Annotated in this window: 16 protein-coding genes; 15 read left to right on the forward strand and 1 reads right to left on the reverse strand. The window is 74.3% G+C overall.

Features of this window, described 5'->3' with window-relative positions; all coding sequences use genetic code 11:
- The first annotated feature begins 76 nt into the window (after positions 1 to 76).
- The 15 genes from folP (at position 77) to mshA (ending at position 16,626) form a co-directional block, all read left to right on the forward strand.
- A complete protein-coding gene (folP, locus tag JOD49_RS14500; RefSeq protein WP_205309007.1) occupies positions 77 to 1,051 on the forward strand; it encodes a dihydropteroate synthase in 975 nt (324 codons plus the stop codon).
- A complete protein-coding gene (gene folK, locus JOD49_RS14510) occupies positions 1,048 to 3,684 on the forward strand; it encodes a 2-amino-4-hydroxy-6-hydroxymethyldihydropteridine diphosphokinase (RefSeq protein ID WP_307822560.1) in 2,637 nt (878 codons plus the stop codon). The genes folP and folK overlap by 4 nt, the downstream gene beginning before the upstream one ends.
- Positions 3,684 to 4,193, forward strand: coding sequence for a DUF3180 domain-containing protein (locus JOD49_RS14515; protein WP_205307794.1), 510 nt, complete (start codon positions 3,684 to 3,686; stop codon positions 4,191 to 4,193). Before folK ends, JOD49_RS14515 begins: the two co-directional genes overlap by 1 nt.
- A gap of 56 nt (positions 4,194 to 4,249) precedes the next feature.
- Positions 4,250 to 4,825 (forward strand): PH domain-containing protein, encoded by a 576-nt coding sequence (locus JOD49_RS14520; protein WP_205307795.1) that lies wholly within the window; start codon positions 4,250 to 4,252, stop codon positions 4,823 to 4,825.
- Positions 4,822 to 6,498: a PH domain-containing protein gene (locus JOD49_RS14525; protein ID WP_205307796.1), complete on the forward strand. Its 1,677-nt coding sequence runs from the start codon at positions 4,822 to 4,824 to the stop codon at positions 6,496 to 6,498. The genes JOD49_RS14520 and JOD49_RS14525 overlap by 4 nt, the downstream gene beginning before the upstream one ends.
- Positions 6,491 to 7,456 (forward strand): Rossmann-like and DUF2520 domain-containing protein, encoded by a 966-nt coding sequence (locus JOD49_RS14530; RefSeq protein ID WP_205307797.1) that lies wholly within the window; start codon positions 6,491 to 6,493, stop codon positions 7,454 to 7,456. The genes JOD49_RS14525 and JOD49_RS14530 overlap by 8 nt, the downstream gene beginning before the upstream one ends.
- Positions 7,456 to 8,499 carry a pantoate--beta-alanine ligase gene (gene panC, locus JOD49_RS14535; RefSeq protein ID WP_205307798.1) on the forward strand — a complete coding sequence of 348 codons (1,044 nt, stop codon included), beginning with the start codon at positions 7,456 to 7,458 and terminating at the stop codon, positions 8,497 to 8,499. The genes JOD49_RS14530 and panC overlap by 1 nt, the downstream gene beginning before the upstream one ends.
- A gap of 53 nt (positions 8,500 to 8,552) precedes the next feature.
- Positions 8,553 to 8,981, forward strand: a complete 429-nt coding sequence (panD, locus tag JOD49_RS14540) for an aspartate 1-decarboxylase (protein ID WP_239526437.1) — start codon at positions 8,553 to 8,555, stop codon at positions 8,979 to 8,981.
- The gene (locus JOD49_RS14545; protein ID WP_205307799.1) at positions 8,978 to 10,741 is read left to right on the forward strand and encodes an L-aspartate oxidase; all 1,764 of its coding nucleotides are present in this window, start codon (positions 8,978 to 8,980) and stop codon (positions 10,739 to 10,741) included. The genes panD and JOD49_RS14545 overlap by 4 nt, the downstream gene beginning before the upstream one ends.
- Positions 10,742 to 10,785: 44 nt before the next feature.
- Entirely contained in the window at positions 10,786 to 11,697 is a 912-nt protein-coding gene (gene nadC, locus JOD49_RS14550; protein ID WP_307822562.1) for a carboxylating nicotinate-nucleotide diphosphorylase, read from the forward strand.
- 166 nt (positions 11,698 to 11,863) lie between these two features.
- Positions 11,864 to 13,375 (forward strand): lysine--tRNA ligase, encoded by a 1,512-nt coding sequence (gene lysS, locus JOD49_RS14555; protein WP_307822692.1) that lies wholly within the window; start codon positions 11,864 to 11,866, stop codon positions 13,373 to 13,375.
- Positions 13,376 to 13,490: 115 nt separating this feature from the next.
- Entirely contained in the window at positions 13,491 to 13,670 is a 180-nt protein-coding gene (locus tag JOD49_RS14560) for a hypothetical protein (protein WP_205307801.1), read from the forward strand.
- Positions 13,671 to 13,776: 106 nt separating this feature from the next.
- The gene (locus tag JOD49_RS14565) at positions 13,777 to 14,112 is read left to right on the forward strand and encodes a histone-like nucleoid-structuring protein Lsr2 (protein WP_205307802.1); all 336 of its coding nucleotides are present in this window, start codon (positions 13,777 to 13,779) and stop codon (positions 14,110 to 14,112) included.
- Positions 14,113 to 14,218: 106 nt separating this feature from the next.
- Entirely contained in the window at positions 14,219 to 15,361 is a 1,143-nt protein-coding gene (locus JOD49_RS14570; RefSeq protein WP_205307803.1) for a lactonase family protein, read from the forward strand.
- A 29-nt stretch (positions 15,362 to 15,390) separates the two neighbouring features.
- Complete coding sequence (gene mshA / locus JOD49_RS14575; protein WP_205309010.1) at positions 15,391 to 16,626, forward strand: D-inositol-3-phosphate glycosyltransferase; 1,236 nt, start codon at positions 15,391 to 15,393, stop codon at positions 16,624 to 16,626.
- Positions 16,627 to 16,669: 43 nt separating this feature from the next.
- Here mshA and JOD49_RS14580 read toward each other — a convergent pair whose 3' ends face one another.
- On the reverse strand, positions 16,670 to 17,107 hold the full coding sequence (locus JOD49_RS14580) for a nitroreductase family deazaflavin-dependent oxidoreductase (RefSeq protein WP_205307804.1): 438 nt from the start codon (positions 17,105 to 17,107) through the stop codon (positions 16,670 to 16,672).
- Between the last annotated feature and the right edge of the window lie 50 nt (positions 17,108 to 17,157).

Raw genomic sequence — 17,157 nt, forward strand, 5'->3', positions numbered from 1 at the left:
CGCAGCAGTGCGGTACACACAGCACGGCGGCTCACCGGCCGGTCTTCCGTTCGCGGGGATCGGCCGGACGCTCGTCATGGGCGTCGTCAACGTCACGCCGGACTCCTTCTCCGACGGCGGCGAGTGGTTCGAGCCGCGCGCGGCGATCGAGCACGGGCTCGCACTCCTGGCCGAGGGGGCGGACGTCCTCGACGTCGGGGGCGAGTCGACGCGCCCGGGCGCGGGACGGGTGCCCGTCGAGGACGAGCTCGCGCGCGTGCTGCCCGTGATCTCGGCCCTTGCCGCCCGCGGGGCCGTGGTGAGCGTCGACACGACGCGGGCCACGGTCGCCGAGCAGGCGGTCGGTGCGGGCGCCCAGATCATCAACGACGTCTCGGGGGGCCTCGCGGACCCGGAGATGGCCGCGGTCGCCGCCCGCACCGGCGCGGTGTTCGTGGCCATGCACTGGCGCGGTCACGCGGACGTCATGGACGACCTCGAGGTGTACGACGACGTCGTGACCGACGTCCGTGACGAGCTCGCCGCGCGCGTCGAGGCGCTGCGCGCGGCCGGCGTGCGCGACGACCGGATCGTCCTCGACCCTGGCCTCGGCTTCTCCAAGGCGGGTTCCACGAACTGGCCCCTCCTGACGCACCTGGGCGCGCTGCGCGAGCTCGGGTTCCCGGTGCTCGTGGGGGCGTCCCGCAAGCGCTTCCTCGGTCACCTGCTCGCCGGGCCGGACGGCACGCCCGCGCCGCCGCTGGAACGGGACGCGGCGACCGCCGCGATCACGGCGCTCGCCGCGGCGGAAGGGGCCTGGTGCGTGCGCGTGCACGCGGTCCGGGCCTCGGCCGACGCGGTGCGGGTCGCCGCCGCGTGGACTCGGGCCGGTCGGACGGGGGAGGATGCGAGCGGGCGTGTGCTTGCCACGCCGCCGCCCGCCGAGCCCTCCGCAGGGGCACGGGACACGGTCCACGGCTCCCGGTCCGCGGACACGGGGCGCGTGGGGCAGGCGCGGCAGAGCACGGACGACCACGGAACGAACGACAGCGACGACAGGAGTACGACGTGAGCACAGCGTTCGCAGGGGCGGTGCAGGGAACCGACGGGCGCCCGCTCGACCAGATCCGGCTCACGGGACTCAGCGCGACGGGCCACCACGGCGTGTTCGAGCACGAGCGCCTCGACGGCCAGCTCTTCCGCGCCGACGTGGTGCTGCACCTCGACACGCGCCCCGCAGCGGCCGGTGACGACCTCGCGGACACCGTGAGCTACGCGGTCGTCGCCGAGGACGTCGTCGCGGTGCTCGCCGGCTCGCCCGCCGACCTCATCGAGACCGTCGCCGAGCGGGTCGCCGCGGTCGCGCTGCGTCACCCGGCGGTCGTCGCGGTCGACGTCGCGGTCCACAAGCCGCAGGCTCCCATCACCGTCCCGTTCGACGACGTCGAGGTCGTGGTCCGCCGCGACCGCGTCAAGGTGCCCGTCGTGGCCGACGCCGTCCCGCGCGTCGTGCCCATCCCGGTCGGGTCGATCACCCCGGCCGTGCTCGGGAACGTCGCCGCCGCGGAGCCGGCCTCGCCGGACCAGCACGTCGTCATGCCGCCCTCGATCCCGCCGGTGTCACCTGCTCCCGCTCCGGACCGCTCGCCCGACCAAGGAGTCTTCGCGGCCACCGCCGAGGACCTCGGGCCGGCCGCCGGCGAGCTGCCGAGCACGGGCGGGGTGTCCGACCAGGAGTTCGTCGACGCGCTCGACTCGTTCTACAGCGCCCCTCAGGACGCGTTGAGCGCCCCTGCCGAGAGCTTCGAGCCCGTCGTCGAGCAGGGGTCGGAGGCGGCCCCCCAGGTGATTGTGCGGCCGGCCCCCGAGGTCACCGCCGAGCCGGCTCCCGTCGCGTCCGAGACCTTCCACGAGGCGGCCGATGAACGGTCGGAGGCTGCCGAGCCGTCCGACGCGCCCGGCGTCGCGACCGCCTCGTCCGCCGTGGCCCCCGAGGCCGAGGGGTCCGCGGACCCCGTCCCGCTCGCGGTGCCCGAGGCGCAGTCCGTCCGGGGCGTGCCCGTGGAGCCCGGGACGCGCATCGGTGACGACGCCACGGCGGACCTCGACGCGCCCGCCGGGACCGCACTGCCCGACGCCGTCGCGCCCGCCGCGCACCAGGTCGCCGCCGAGCCCGCTCCGGGCGAGCGCGTCCTGGACGACGAGCCGGCGCCCTCGCCGGTCGCGCAGGCCCCGGTCGAGACGCCCGCGGTCCCCGAGCCTGTCGCCGAGGCGCCCTCGACCGCGACCTTCTCCGCGGAGGTCTCGAGCGAGCCGGCGCCCGTGCCGCCGGCGCTCGGAGAACCCGAGCCGATCGCGGCCCCCGTGCCCTTGCCGGTGCGTCCCGCTCCCGAGGTCGCTACGGCGCCCGCCGAGCCCACCGCGGCCGAAGCGCCGTACGTGCCCGAGGCGGCGCCCGTGCCGGCCGTCGCGCTCGACCGGCTCGACGAGGCCCCCTCGGGCTTCGTGCCCGTCGTGCTGGCCTTGGGGGCGAACCTCGGGGACGCCCAGCAGACGTTGCGCGACGCCGTGACGGACCTCGACCGCATCTCCGGCCTCGAGATCACGGACGTCTCACCCCTCGCGCGGACGGCAGCCGTCGGTGGCCCGGACCAGCCGGACTACCTCAACGCCATCCTGCTGGCACGGACCACGCTCGCACCGCGTGCGCTCCTGCACGCCGTCCAGGGGGTCGAGAACGCGCACGGGCGGATCCGTGCCGAGCGCAACGGCCCGCGGACCCTCGACGTCGACCTGATCGTCTTCGGGACGGTCACCGAGTTCACCGCAGACCTCGAGCTGCCGCACCCGCGGGCGCACGAGCGCGCCTTCGTGCTCGAGCCGTGGGCGCAGATCGCCCCGGACGCCGTGCTGCCCGGCCTGGGCGGCGGTCCGGTCGCCGCGCTGGCGGCGACGGCGCCCGACCGCGGCGGCATCCGTTGGCTGGCCCTCGACTGGCTGACCGACGCCGAGCCCGAGGCGGCTCCGGCTCCGGCTCCGGCGGTCCGCCCCGACGCTCCCGCCGACCCTGCCCGGCAGGCTCAGGCGGCAGCGGCCCAGGAGGCTCCCGCTCCGGCGAGCCCCCCGGTCGAGGCGGCGGCTCCCGAGCCGACCACGGCGCCCACGACCCCGGCGCGCCCCGGTGGCGAGATGTTCACCGCGACCCCGCACGAGGTGGGCGAGCCGGTCGGGCACGCTCCTGTCCCGGCGACGGTCCCGTTCGTGCAGGACCAACCGTCCGCGCCGACCACCCAGGCGCCGGCACCGGTCGCGCCGGCTCAGCAGGGCCCGCCCGAGCGCGCGGCGCAGGAGCCAGGACCGTTCGTCCCGGCGTTCCACCCCGTGCACCCGCAGGACGGGCAGGAGCCCCCGCACGCCCAGGTCCCGCCGCTGTGGGCGGACGTCTCGCACGCGGCACCGGCCCCCGAGCCGCCGGCCGACGTGTTCCCCGTGCACTCCGCGCCCGCCCCGGCGGCTCCCGCCCGGACGGTCCCGGAGGAGCCCGTCGCCCCGCAGTTCCACCCCGTGCACCCGGCCCCGGCGGGCGCGTTCCTCCCGCCGCAGGCCCCGAACGACCCTGAGCAGCAGGACTCCGCGACCGCGCAGCCCCCCATCACGGGCGTGCCCATGTCCTTCCCGGCCGACCTCCGCGGTCCGTCGAGCTGATGCAGCGCACCAAGGTCACGACGCTCCTGCTCGTCACGGTCGCCACGACCCTGGTCGGGTGGCTCGTCGTCGTCGGGCTGGAGCGCCGAGGGACGTACCTGCCGCACGTGCCCTGGATCGTGGACGTGGCCCTGGTCGCGCTGGCCGGAGGGGTGTTCTGGGCCGGCTGGGCCGTCCGGTCGTACCTCCAGGGCAGACGCCCGTCGCTCGATCCCCTGCGGGCGGCCCGCACCCTCGTGCTCGCCAAGGCCGCGGCCCTCACCGGCTCGCTGCTCGCGGGCTGGTATCTCGCGCAGGTCGTCGTCGTGCTGGGTGATCTCGCGATCGAGGCCCGCCGTGACCGGGCGATCGCCGCGGGTGTGGCGGCCCTGTGCGCGGTGGTGCTCGCCGTCGTCGGGCTCGTCGTGGAGAAGTTCTGCCAGGTCCCGCCCGACGACACCGACCCCGCGAACGGCGGACGGTCGCGCGCCCAGGGCGAGGCCGATCCCGAGACCGGTGCCACGGCCTGACGAGAGTCGGTCTCCCGGCCGACGCGCGGGCCGAGCCCGGATGGGAAGATGGGGACATGACGGACCACGCCTTCGACCTGGCCCCCGCACCGGACCAGGACCCAGCGACCGCCCCGGCGCCCCCGGCCCCTGCGGTCCCGACGGACCACAGCGGTCCCTTCGACCCGCCGGGCGTGCGGTGGCAGGGCGTCTCGAGCCGGCTGATCACCGCTCGGCTGCTCACGGTCGGGATCTTCCTGCTCGTCCCGTTCGTGCTGGGGGCCGTGTTCGCGCTCGTGTTCAGCCTGGTCTGGCTGTGGATCGTCCCCGCGGTCGTGCTCGCGATCGGGATCTGGTGCGTGGTCGTCGTGCCGCGGCAGGTCCGGGCCATCGGCTACGCCGAGCGTGACGACGACCTCCTGATCCGCAAGGGCGTGATGTTCCGCTCGCTCGTCGTGGTGCCGTACGGCCGCATGCAGTACGTGGACGTCCAGGCCGGGCCGGTCGCCCGCAGGTTCCGCATCGCCCAGGTCCAGCTCCACACGGCCTCGCCCGCGACGGACGCGTCGATCGACGGCCTCGAGCCGGCCGAGGCCGAGCGCCTGCGCGACCGTCTGGCCTCGCGCGGAGAGGCACGGTTGGCCGGGCTATGAGCGAGAGCACCACGCAGCCCGACGCCCCACCGACCGAGCTCACCTGGCACCGTGTCCACCCCGTGACCCCGGTGGTCAGGGGCTGGTCGGTCATCGCGGTCCTCCTCGTGATCGTCGGCAACCGGACGCTGGAGGGGCTCCCCGCGGGGGAGAACATGCTGGCCGGCAACGGCTGGTGGCAGATCCTGGGCGGGATCGTCGTGGTCGGTCTCGTCGGGCTCGGCTACTCGGCGCTGGCCTGGCGCATGACGACGTACGCGATCGACGACGAGTCCGTCCGCCTCCACACGGGCGTCCTGTTCCGCCAGCAGCGCAAGGCCCGTCTCGACCGGCTCCAGGCGGTGGACATCGTCCAGCCGCTCGTGGCCCGGCTCTTCGGGCTGGCCGAGCTCAAGCTCGAGGTCGCGGGCGGTTCGGACTCGGGCATCAAGCTCGGCTTCCTCAAGCTCGACGACGCCAACCACCTGCGTGCCGAGCTCCTGGCGCGTGCGGCGGGGCTTCGCGTGGGCGGGGCGCCCGTGCGTGCGGCAGCTCCCGGTGGTGGCCCTGGTGCGCTGCCCGGTGAGGCGACGGACGGTGACGTCGCGGGAGAGGTGAGCGACGCCGTCGGGCCTGTCGCCCTGGACGCGCCCGAGGCGCCCGAGCAGCCTGTCATGGAGGTCCCCTCGGGCCGCCTGGTCTGGTCGCTGATCCGTACCGTCGCGATGATCGTCCTGGTCCTCGCGGTGCTGGGACTGATCGGGGTCGCGGTCGGCACGCGGGAGATCGGGACGCTGTTCACGGCCCTGCCGCTCGTCCTGGGCGTCGGCGGCTACCTGTTCGGCCGGTTCACGCGCGAGTTCAACTTCCGCAGCGCCATCTCGCCCGACGGCATCCGGCTGCGCCACGGCCTGCTCGAGACCCGGTCGCAGACCATCCCGCCGGGCCGTGTCCAGGCGATCCGCCTCACGCAGGGGCTCCTGTGGCGCAGCGCCGACTGGTGGCGCGTCGAGGTCAACGTCGCGGGCTACGGTCAGAGCGCCGACGGCACGACCAACAACAGCGTCCTGCTGCCCGTGGGCACGCGCGACGAGGCCCTGGGAGCGGTGTGGCTCGTGCTGCCCGACCTCGGCACGGCCGACCCGCGCGCCCTGCTCGACGAGGCGCTGTCGGGCATCGACGCGGGAGAGCACTTCACGACGGCTCCGCGACGCGCCCGCATCCTCGACCCGATCGCGTGGCGTCGCAACGGGTTCGCGGTCACGGGGCGGGCGCTGGTCCTGCGGCGCGGCCGCCTGGTGCGCCAGGTCGAGATCGTGCCGCACGAGCGCACGCAGTCCCTCGGCCTCCAGCAGGGGCCCTGGCAGCGTCGCCTGGGCGTCGCGACGTTCGCGGTGCACTCGGTCCCCGGACCGGTCACCCCGAGCGTCCCGCACCTCGACCAGCACGTCGCGGGCGCCCTCATGGACGAGCAGGCGAGGCGTGCCCGCGAGGCCCGCGCGCACGCCGGGCCCGAGCTCTGGATGCGACGTGAGGAGGTCGCAGCCGTGGTCGAGAGGATCGAGGACGACGACGCGGCGACCGCGCCGTACGTGGCGACCTCGGTGCCCGCGGCGGGAGCGCCCGACGACGAGGACCGTGCGGACGACCCGCGCGGCGCGGACCACCGGAAGAGCGAGGACGCACGTGAGTGACACCGCAGGACGCCGGCGGCCCGGGCGGCTGGGCGTCGGCATCGTGGGGGCCGGTCGTGTCGGAGCGGTTCTCGGCAGCGCCCTGCGGGCCACCGGCCACGCGGTCGTCGGCGCGAGCGGCATCTCCGAGGCGTCGCGAGAGCGCATCGAGACGCTCCTGCCCGGCATCCCCGTGCTCGAGGTCGAGGAGGTCGTGCGTCGCTCCGAGCTCGTGCTCCTCGCCGTGCCCGACGACGCCCTCCCGGGCCTGGTCTCGGGTCTCGCCGAGATCGGGGCGTGGCAGGGCGGGCAGATCGTCGTGCACACCTCGGGCCGCTACGGGGCGGGCGTGCTCGACCCGGCGCGTGCCCAGGGGGCGATCCCGCTCGCGATCCACCCCGCCATGACGTTCTCCGGCACGTCGCTCGACCTGTCACGCCTCGTGGGCACGACCTTCGCGGTCACCGCGCCGGGGCCCGTCCAGCCCATCGGGCAGGCGCTCGTCGTCGAGCTCGGGGGCGAACCGGTCATCGTCGAGGAAGAGGCCCGCGGGCTCTACCACGCGGCCCTCGCGCACGGCGCGAACCATCTCGTGGTGCTCGTCGCGCAGGCGGCGCAGGCCCTCGAGGCGGCGGGCATCGAGCAGCCCGGCCGCGTGCTGGCCCCCCTGCTGTCCGCCGCGCTCGACGGTGCGACCCGTTCGGCGGACGCCGGCGAGGGGGCCGGGCCAGGAGCGATCTCGGCCCTGACGGGCCCCGTGTCGCGCGGGGACGTCGGCACCGTCGCCGAGCACCTCGAGGTGCTGCGGGCCCTGGCGGTGACCTCGGCGCACGAGACCGTGCCGCGCGTCGCCGCGACCGACGTGCCCGCGTCCTACCGCGAGCTCAGCCGGGGCGCGACCAGCCGGGCCCTGGCCGCGGGGCGCATCGACGCCCGCCAGGCGCAGGCGCTGCTCGACGTCCTCGAGGAAGGTCAGTGATGTCCGTACCCACGTCCCCCACCAGGACGCTGCCGCGCGTCGTGCGGACGCGCAGCGAGCTCCGCGGCGCCCTCGCCGCCCCGGTCGGCGCGACCGGCGCACCTGCCGTCGCGGCGCCGTCGGGCCGTGGGAGCGAGCACCCCGACGTCCCGCGTGACGCGGCGGCGAGCGGTGCCACCACCCGCGAGCGGGCCGTCGTCATGACCATGGGTGCGCTCCACGACGGACACCTCCAGCTCGTGCGCGCGGCGCGCGAGCGCGTGGGGCCCACCGGGCAGGTCGTCGTGACCGTGTTCGTGAACCCGTTGCAGTTCGGCCCGGGCGAGGACCTCGACCGGTACCCGCGCGACCTCGACGCCGACGTGGCGCTCCTCGCGGGGCTCCCCGAGCCCGCGCCGGGCCGCCCTGCCGTGGACCTCGTGTTCGCGCCCCCGGTCGAGGAGATGTACCCCGGCGGCGACCCGATCGTGCGCGTCACGTCCGGACGCATCGGCACCGTGCTCGAGGGCGCGTTCCGCCCCGGCCACTTCGACGGCGTGCTGACCGTCGTGCTCAAGCTCCTGCACCTGACCAGGGCCGACGTGGCGTTCTACGGCGAGAAGGACGCGCAGCAGCTCCTCGCGATCCGCCGCATGGTCGCCGACCTGGACGTCGACGTCGAGGTCGTCGGGGTGCCGATCGTGCGCGACGAGGACGGCCTCGCGCTGTCCTCGCGCAACGCCTACCTGTCCGCGACCGAGCGGGCCGACGCCCTCACGCTGAGCCGCGCGCTGCGCGCCGGGGCGGCGGCCGCGGCGGCAGGGCAGGGTGCCGCCGCGGCCATCGAGGTGGCCTCGGGAATGCTCAACGAGCACCCCGGCGTTGTGGTCGATTACCTCGCACTGGTCGACCCGACTACCGTGGACGACCTGGAACCGGAGTACGTGGGACCCGCGCTGCTGCTCGTGGCGGCACGCGTGGGCACCACCCGACTGATCGACAACCTGGCCGTGGACGTGGCAGACCCCGCCGCGAGCACGGCCCGCCCAGGAGGCACGCAGTGACCCAGACGGGACCGCAGGCCGGCACGCGCCGCCCCGCTTCCTTGCAACGACCCATGATGATCGGCAAGATCCACCGCGCCACCGTGACGCAGGCGGACCTCCACTACGTCGGGTCCGTGACCGTCGACGTGGACCTCCTCGAGGCCGCCGACATCATCTCCGGCCAGCAGGTCGACATCGTCGACGTCACCAACGGCTCACGCCTGACGACCTACGCGATCCCGGGCGAACGCGGCTCGGGCAAGGTCTGCATCAACGGCGCCGCCGCGCACCTCGTGCACCCTGGCGACACCGTGATCCTCATCGCCTACGGCATGATCGCCGACCACGAGGCGCGCCACTTCCTGCCGAACGTCGTGTTCGTCGACGGGGACAACCGCATCGTCGAGGTCAGCGAGGAGCCCGGCCTCGTGCCCGAGGGCTACGACCTCGAGCCGAGCGGCCTGCCCATCGCCCCGTTCCAGTCCGCCACGGCCGAATGACCCAGGCCGCGGAGGCGCACGTCTCCACCGACGGGGCGCCCGTCGCGGCCCCCGGTACCGCTCCCGTCGCGGTGGGCACCGGGGAGCGCGCGCCCCGCCGCCTGGCCCGTCGCCTCGCCGCCCCGGCCCCCGGCTGGACGACCACGGTCGACGCGATCGTCGTCGGCTCCGGCATCGCCGGGCTCACGGCCGCGCTCGAGCTGCGCACACAGGTGCCGCGCGTCCTGCTCGTGACCAAGGGCGAGCTGTCGTCCGGGTCCACGGTCTGGGCGCAGGGCGGGATCGCCGCGGCCCTCGACCCCTCGGACTCCCCGGCCGCGCACCTCGAGGACACGCTCGCCGCGGGCGGCGGGCTGTGCGACCCCGCCGCGGTCGAGGTCCTCGTGACCGAGGGGCCCGCTCGCGTGCGTGAGCTCGTCTCGCGCGGCGCGAACTTCGACCTCGCCCCCGGCGGCGACATCGCCCTGACGCGCGAGGGCGGGCACCACGCCGACCGCATCGCGCACGCGGGCGGCGACGCCACGGGCGCCGAGATCTCCCGGGCGCTCGTCGCCCAGCTCGAGGCCGTCCTCGCCGACCCCGGGATCGAGGTCATCGAGAACGCCCTCGTGCTCGACGTGCTCACCACGTCCCCCGACGAGCCCGGCGGCCCGCGCGCCTGCGGCGTCACGCTGCACGTGCGCGGCCAGGGCTCGCGCGACGGCGTCGGGGCCGTGCTCGGCCGCGCGGTCGTCCTCGCGACGGGCGGGATCGGGCAGGTCTTCCGCTCCTCGACCAACCCGCCCCAGGCCACGGGCGACGGCATGGCCGCCGCGCTGCGTGCCGGGGCGACGCTCGGGGACGTCGAGTTCGTCCAGTTCCACCCCACCGTGCTGTGGCTCGGCCTGGGCGCGAAGGGGCAGCTCCCGCTCATCTCCGAGGCGCTGCGGGGTGAGGGCGCGATCCTCCTCGACACCGACGGTCACCGCTTCATGCCCGCGGTCCACCCCATGGCCGAGCTCGCACCGCGAGATGTCGTCGCGCACGCGATCGTGCGGCAGATGGCCGCGACGGGCTCGGACCACGTGCTGCTCGACGCCCGCCACCTCGGCGCCGAGTTCCTGCGCAAGCGCTTCCCGACCATCACCGAACGGCTGCTCGACCAGGGCATCGACCTCACCGAGGAGCCCGTCCCCGTCGCGCCCGCCCAGCACTACCACTCGGGCGGCATCGTCACGGACCTCCACGGGCGCTCGACGCTCGACGGCCTGTACGCCGTGGGCGAGGTCGCGTGCACGGGCGTGCACGGGGCCAACCGGCTCGCGTCGAACTCGCTCCTGGAGGGACTGGTCTTCGCCTACCGGGCCGCGCAGGAGATCACGGCCCGGGTGGCCGCCGGCGAGCTCCCGCTCGGGACGCCCGTCGAGCGCGACGGCGAGGCGGCCCTCGTGCCGGCCGCCGCACGGTCCCGGGTCCAGTCGGTCTCGTCGGCCGGACCGGGCGTGATCCGCAGCGGCGAGGGGCTGCGCGCCGCGGCCGACAAGCTCGCGGCGGTCCGCACCGACGCGCACCGGTCCACCGACGTCGTCGCCGCGCCCCAGACCGCCGAGTGGGAGACGACCAACGTGCACCAGGTCGCGACCGTGCTCACCGAGGCCGCGCTGCTGCGCGAGGAGAGCCGCGGAGGCCACTTCCGCACGGACTTCCCCGAGGTCGAGCCCGCGTGGGCGCGGCGGATCGAGATCACGCTGGGGGCCGACGGCGAGCTGCGGATTGGCTGAGGCACTCCGACCGATCTCCCTCGGCGGGCGGTAGCGTGAGCGCCGTGAACTCTCCCTCTCCCATCGAGCCCGGTCTCGACCCCCTGTGGGTCGCCGACATCGTCACGCGCGCCCTCGACGAGGACCTCGGCCCCACGCCCGGACGGGACGTGACCACCCAGGCCACCGTGCCGCCGTCGGGCACGGGGACGGCTCATCTCGTGGCGAGGGCCGACGGCGTCGTGGCGGGCCTCGTCGTGGTCGAGGAGGTCACCCGGCAGGTGTCCGAGCGCTTCGGGCTGGCGCCCGTGACCGTCACCTTCACCGCGCAGGACGGCGACGCGGTGACCCGCGGGCGCGTCCTCGCGGCCCTCACGGGCCCGGTCCAGGTGCTCCTGACGGCCGAGCGCACCCTTCTCAACCTCGCGAGCCGTGCGAGCGGCGTCGCGACCGCGACGAGGGCCTGGGCCCGCGAGCTCGACGGCACGGGGGCGCAGGTGCTCGACACCCGCAAGACGACCCCGGGCCTGCGGGCCCTGGAGAAGTACGCGGTCCGTGCGGGCGGCGGCACGAACAAGCGCATGGGGCTGTACGACGTCGCCATGGTCAAGGACAACCACGTCGTCGCGGCCGGTTCGGTGAGCGGCGCGATCGAGGCCGTGCGCGCGATGTTCCCCGACGTCCTGATCCAGGTCGAGGCCGACACGACCGACCAGGCCCTGGAGGCCCTCGACGCGGGCGCGGACTTCCTGCTGCTCGACAACATGCCGACCCCGGTGCTCGCCGAGACCGTCCGGCTCGTGCGCGAGCGCGAGGGCGCCCCGGGCGGCCCCGCGAAGATCGAGCTCGAGGCGACGGGCAACCTGACGCTCGACCGGGCCCGTGAGGTCGCCGGGACGGGCGTGGACTACCTGTCGGTGGGGGCGCTCACGCACTCGGCGCCGATCCTCGACCTCGCGCTCGACCTGATCGGCTGAGGCGCCGGGGTCCGGCCGGCCCAGCGCCGGATCACCCGGGGTCGGCCCGGCCCGACCGGGGCGCCGCGGGCCCGGACCCGGCCCCGCTTCGCCCCGGTAGAATCGTCGCGTGACTTCCCCCGATCCCGCTGCTGCCGCCGTGCCCGCCGCCGATGCCGCTCCCGTCGTGAACCCCGACCCGGTCGAGGTCGACGAGACGGACGACCTCCCCGAGCAGCTGCGGGTCCGGCGCGAGAAGCGCGAGCGCCTGCTGGCGCAGGGCGAGGAGGCGTACCCCGTCTCGGTGCCGCGCACGCACACGATCGCCCAGGTCCGCGAGGCGTACGACCACCTGGAGAGCGGTCAGGAGACCGACGACGTCGTGGGCGTGGCGGGTCGTGTCGTGTACCTGCGCAACACGGGCAAGCTGTGCTTCGTGACCCTGCAGGACGGCGAGGGCAACCGTCTCCAGGTCATGCTGAGCCAGGCCGTGGTGGGCGAGGAGTCGCTCGCGGCGTTCAAGGCCGACGTGGACCTGGGGGACCACCTGTTCGCGCACGGCCGGGTCATCAGCTCGCGTCGTGGTGAGCTGAGCATCTTCGCGGACGAGTGGAAGATCGCGGCGAAGTCGCTGCGCCCGCTGCCCGTGCTGCACAAGGAGCTCTCGGAGGAGAGCCGTGTCCGTCAGCGCTACGTCGACCTGATCGCCCGCCCTGCGGCACGCGACATGGTCCGGCTGCGTGCGGCCGTGGTGCGGTCGCTGCGCGAGAACTTCCACGAGCGCGGCTACCTCGAGGTCGAGACCCCGATGCTCCAGACCATTCATGGTGGTGCGGCGGCTCGTCCGTTCACGACGCACATGAATGCGTTCGACATGGAGCTGTACCTGCGCATCGCGCCTGAGCTGTTCCTCAAGCGTGCGGTCGTCGGCGGCGTGGAGCGGGTGTTCGAGATCAACCGCAACTTCCGTAACGAGGGAGCGGACTCGACGCACTCGCCGGAATTCGCGATGCTCGAGGCGTACGAGGCCTACGGTGATTACAACACCATGGCCGAGCTGACCCAGAACCTCGTCCAGCGTGCGGCACAGGATGCGCTGGGAACGACCACGATCGACCTTCCCGACGGTGAGCAGTACGAGCTCGGCGGGGAATGGGCGCAGCTCAAGATGTACGACTCCTTGTCGGCGGCGCTGGGTGAGGAGATCACCCCGGAAACCTCTGTGGAACACCTGTCCAAGATCGCGGACCGCCTCGAGATTTCGTACGACACCAAGCGTGCCGGGCACGGCAAGCTCGTGGAAGAGATCTGGGAGCACCAGGTGGGCGACCACCTGTACGCGCCGACATTCGTCCGTGACTTCCCGGTCGAGACGTCGCCGCTGACCCGGGACCACCGCACTGTCAAGGGACAGGTCGAGAAGTGGGACCTGTACGTCCGGGGATTCGAGCTCGCGACGGCCTATTCCGAGCTCGTCGACCCCGTGATCCAGCGTCAGCGTTTCGAGGCGCAGGCGGTCCTCGCGGCCGCGGGCGACGACGAGGCCATGCGTCTCGACGAGGACTTCCTCACAGCGATGGAGTACGCGATGCCGCCCTCGGGGGGCATGGGAATGGGTCTCGACCGCCTTCTCATGGCGCTGACCGGTCACGGTATCCGCGAGACGATCCTCTTCCCGCTGGTCAAGCCCGCGCAGTGAGCCGCGAGGCGGGAGCCCGCCCGTGTCGTGCGGGCGGGCACGAGGCGGCGGGCGCGGGATGCGCGCCCGCCGGACGCGCACCCCGCACGCGTGCGGCGGTCGTAGACTGGCCCGCATGAGCGATTTCTGGCCTGCCGTCTATGCCCTGATCCCTTCGGTCGGGGTCGGCATCCTCTTCTATTTCGCGATGCGCGCCATCATCCGCGCGGACCGTAACGAACGGCACGCCATGGCCGAGCTCGACGCCCGGACGGAGCGGGCCGACGCCCGTGCGCGGGCGTCCGAGGAATCTTAGGTTCCTTGCGAGTTGCCGCGACACGCGCTTTGACTTTGACGTCATAACCTCGTAATGGCACACTTCGAGATACCAGCATCAATTCTCGAAGACGCGAGGTAGCACAGTGGCACAGAAGGTCCAGGTAATTCTCGTCGACGACGTCGACGGTGGGGTCGCGGACGAGTCCGTCACGTTCGCCCTCGACGGTGTCTCCTACGAGATCGACCTCAGCTCGGCTCACGCCCAGGAATTGCGCGACGCCTTTGCGTCGTGGGTCGGTCACGCACGCAAGGTCACGCGCGGCGGCGCTCGCCCGGTCGCGCGCAAGACGCGTTCTTCTGCAGCGGGTCCGTCGCGGGCGACGGAGATCCGTGAATGGGCGCGCTCCAACGGTTACACGGTCAGCGAGCGCGGTCGTATCTCGGCCGACGTCCAGCAGGCTTACGACGCGGCGCACTGATTTCTTTCGCTGCGTGCGGTCAGGGGCGTCCTGACCGGTTCTCCGTCCTGCGGAGGGCTGGTCAGGGCGCCCCTGACGCGTGTCCGGGTGCTACTAGGCTCTGTGCATGACTTCTACGACGCCGCCCGCGGCGGCCGGCACGGACTCGCGGACCCTCTGGCTCGGCACGTACCCCGAGGGCGCGGAGCCCGGGAGCGGCGAGGGGGTCTGGCGGTTGTCGGTCGACGCCTCGACGGGGGCGCTGGGTGCGCCGGTCCTGGCGGCCGTGACCCCGTCGCCGTCGTTCGTCGCGCTCGACCCGAGCGGCACGCGCCTGTACGCGGTCTCCGAGACCGAGCAGGGGGCCGTGAGCGGCTTCGAGATCACACCGGGCGGGGGCCTCGCGCCGCTGGGCACGGTCCCGAGCGGGGGCACGTACCCGTGCCACCTGGTCGCGACCGACGAGGCCCTGTGGGTCACCAACTACGGGGACGGCACGTTCGCGGTCGTCCCGCTCGACGCCTCGGGCGCCCCGACGGCGCCGCTGCGCCTGCGGCACCGAGGGACCGGGCCGGACACGGACCGCCAGGAGGGGCCGCACGCCCACTTCGTGGCAGCGGTCGCGGGGGAGCCGGTCGTGGTGGACCTGGGCACGGACGAGCTCCGCGCCTACCCGCACTCGCTCGCGGAGCTTCGCGCCCTCGCCGAGGGACCCGACGGCGGCAGCCCGGCCCGCGTCGTGGCCGGCTTCCCGGGGGGAGCCGGACCGCGGCACCTCGCGGTCCTCGACGGTGCTCACGGCACACCCGCCGCGCTCTTCGTCGCGACCGAGCTCGACGCGCGTGTCTACGTCCTGGTCCCTACCGACGGCGGCACCTTCGAGGTGGCCGGCTCGGTCGACGCGACGGCGGCCCCGCTCCCGGCGGGCGGGCGCAACTACCCGTCGCACGTCGCGCTGAGCGCGGACGGCTCGCGCCTGTTCGTCGCGATCCGTGGCGCGGACGTCCTGTCCACGTTCGCGGTCACGAGGCCCGACGGCGCTGCTCCCGTCCTCGAGCACCTCACCGACACCCCGCTCGGTGGGGCCTGGCCGCGGCACTTCGCGGTGCTGGCTCCCACGGGTGAGGGCATCCCCGCAGCGGACCTCGTGGTGGTCGCGAACCAGAACTCGTCGAACCTCACGGTCCTGCGGATCGACCGGGTGGACGGTGGGGGCATCGTCGTCGACGAGCTCGCGGTCCCCGTCCCGGCCTGCGTCGTGGAGGCCTGAGCGCCGTGAAGGACTCGCCGCGCATCGCGATGCTCTCGGTGCACACCTCGCCGCTCGACCAACCCGGCACGGGCGACGCGGGCGGCATGAACGTGTACATCACCGAGCTGTCGCGGGCGCTGGCGCGACGCGGTGCCAAGGTCGAGATCTTCACGCGCGCGACGTCGTCGGCCCAGCCTCCCGTGGTCGAGGCCGAGGACGGCGTCCTGGTGCGCCACGTCGTGGCCGGACCGTTCGAGGGGCTCGACAAGAACGACCTGCCCGGCCAGCTCTGCGCCTTCACGGCCGGGGTCCTGCGGGCCGAGGCGCGTCGGGACGCGGGCTGGTACGACGTGGTCCACACGCACTACTGGTTGTCCGGCCAGGCGGGCTGGCTCGCGGCCGACCGGTGGGACGTGCCGCTCGTGAACTCGATGCACACCATGGCCCGCGTGAAGAACGCCGCCCTCGCCCCGGGGGACGCCCCGGAGCCGCTCGGGCGGATCATCGGCGAGGAGCAGGTGGTCGCCGAGGCGGACGCACTCGTGGCGAGCACGCCCGAGGAGTTCAAGGACCTCGTCGACGAGTACGGGGCGGACCCCGCGAAGGTGCACGTCGTGCCGCCGGGCGTCGACCTCGACCTGTTCTCGCCCCCCGCCGCGGGGCAGACCAAGGAGTCGCTGCGGGCTGCTCTCGGGCTGCCCACGACGGGCAGGCTCGTGCTGTTCGCGGGGCGCGTCCAGCCGCTCAAGGCTCCCGACGTGCTGGTCCGGGCGCTCGGCGTCCTCGCGGACCACGACGAGCCGCTGCCGACCCTCGTGGTCCTCGGCGGTCCGAGCGGGCGCATGACGGCCGTGCGCGAGCTCGAGGCGTTGGCCTACCAGATGGGAGTCTCCGACCACGTGATCGTGCGGCCTCCGGTGCCGCGCGACGAGCTCGTGCGCTACTACCGCGCGGCGGACCTCGTCGCGGTGCCCTCGCACAACGAGTCGTTCGGGCTGGTCGCGGCCGAGGCGCAGGCGTCCGGCACCCCCGTGGTCGCGGCGGCCGTGGGCGGCCTGCGGACGGTCGTCGAGGACGGCGTCTCCGGGATCCTGGTGCCCGACCACAACCCGTGGACCTGGTCGCGGACGCTGAGCGACCTCCTCGCCGACGACGCGCGCCGTGCGGAGCTCGCCTCGGGTGCCCGGCGGGTGAGCGAACGCTACGGCTGGGACGCGACGGCCGAGGCCATGCTCGCGGTGTACGAGCAGGCGGCCGAGGTGCGGGCGCGCCGACCGCGCTGAGCAAGGCGGTGGTGCTGGGCCCGCCCGGCCGGGACGCCCGCGGTCAGTCCCGACGCTCCAGCACGAACACCGGGATCTCGCGGTCGGTGCGTTCCTGGTAGCTCGCGTAGTCGGGGTAGGCCGCGACGGCGCGCTCCCACCACAGCGCCTTCTCGTCGCCCGTGACCTCGCGGGCCGTGTAGTCGTGGCGCTCGGGCCCGTCCTGGAGCTCGACGTGGGGGTCCGCGACGATGTTGTGGTACCAGACGGGGTGCTGCGGGGCCCCTCCGAGCGAGGCGACGACCGCGTAGTCGCCGTCGTGCTCGACGCGCATGAGCGGGGTCTTGCGGATCTTGCCGCTCTTCGCGCCGAGGGTCCACAGGATCACGACGGGCATGCCGCGCAGGGTGGTGCCCTTCGTCCCTCCGGAGCTCTCGTAGAGCTCGGCCTGTTTGCGGGCCCAGTCGCTCGTGCTGGGTGCGTACTCTCCGGTGATCGGCATACCTGGTGCAACGCGTGGCGCGCGTCACCATTCCCGGGCCACGTGCCGAC

The organism is Oerskovia jenensis, from assembly GCF_016907235.1.
Classification (GTDB): domain Bacteria; phylum Actinomycetota; class Actinomycetes; order Actinomycetales; family Cellulomonadaceae; genus Oerskovia; species Oerskovia jenensis.

What these genes read in the sequence shown, in the direction of transcription:
- folP (WP_205309007.1), top strand. Translation starts at nt 77, where the DNA reads ATGGGCGTCGTCAACGTCACGCCGGACTCCTTCTCCGACGGCGGCGAG.
- JOD49_RS14515 (WP_205307794.1), top strand. Translation starts at nt 3,684, where the DNA reads ATGCAGCGCACCAAGGTCACGACGCTCCTGCTCGTCACGGTCGCCACG.
- JOD49_RS14520 (WP_205307795.1), top strand. Translation starts at nt 4,250, where the DNA reads ATGACGGACCACGCCTTCGACCTGGCCCCCGCACCGGACCAGGACCCA.
- JOD49_RS14525 (WP_205307796.1), top strand. Translation starts at nt 4,822, where the DNA reads ATGAGCGAGAGCACCACGCAGCCCGACGCCCCACCGACCGAGCTCACC.
- panC (WP_205307798.1), top strand. Translation starts at nt 7,456, where the DNA reads ATGTCCGTACCCACGTCCCCCACCAGGACGCTGCCGCGCGTCGTGCGG.
- panD (WP_239526437.1), top strand. Translation starts at nt 8,553, where the DNA reads ATGATGATCGGCAAGATCCACCGCGCCACCGTGACGCAGGCGGACCTC.
- JOD49_RS14545 (WP_205307799.1), top strand. Translation starts at nt 8,978, where the DNA reads ATGACCCAGGCCGCGGAGGCGCACGTCTCCACCGACGGGGCGCCCGTC.
- JOD49_RS14560 (WP_205307801.1), top strand. Translation starts at nt 13,491, where the DNA reads ATGAGCGATTTCTGGCCTGCCGTCTATGCCCTGATCCCTTCGGTCGGG.
- JOD49_RS14570 (WP_205307803.1), top strand. Translation starts at nt 14,219, where the DNA reads ATGACTTCTACGACGCCGCCCGCGGCGGCCGGCACGGACTCGCGGACC.
- mshA (WP_205309010.1), top strand. Translation starts at nt 15,391, where the DNA reads ATGCTCTCGGTGCACACCTCGCCGCTCGACCAACCCGGCACGGGCGAC.
- JOD49_RS14580 (WP_205307804.1), bottom strand. Translation starts at nt 17,107, where the DNA reads ATGCCGATCACCGGAGAGTACGCACCCAGCACGAGCGACTGGGCCCGC.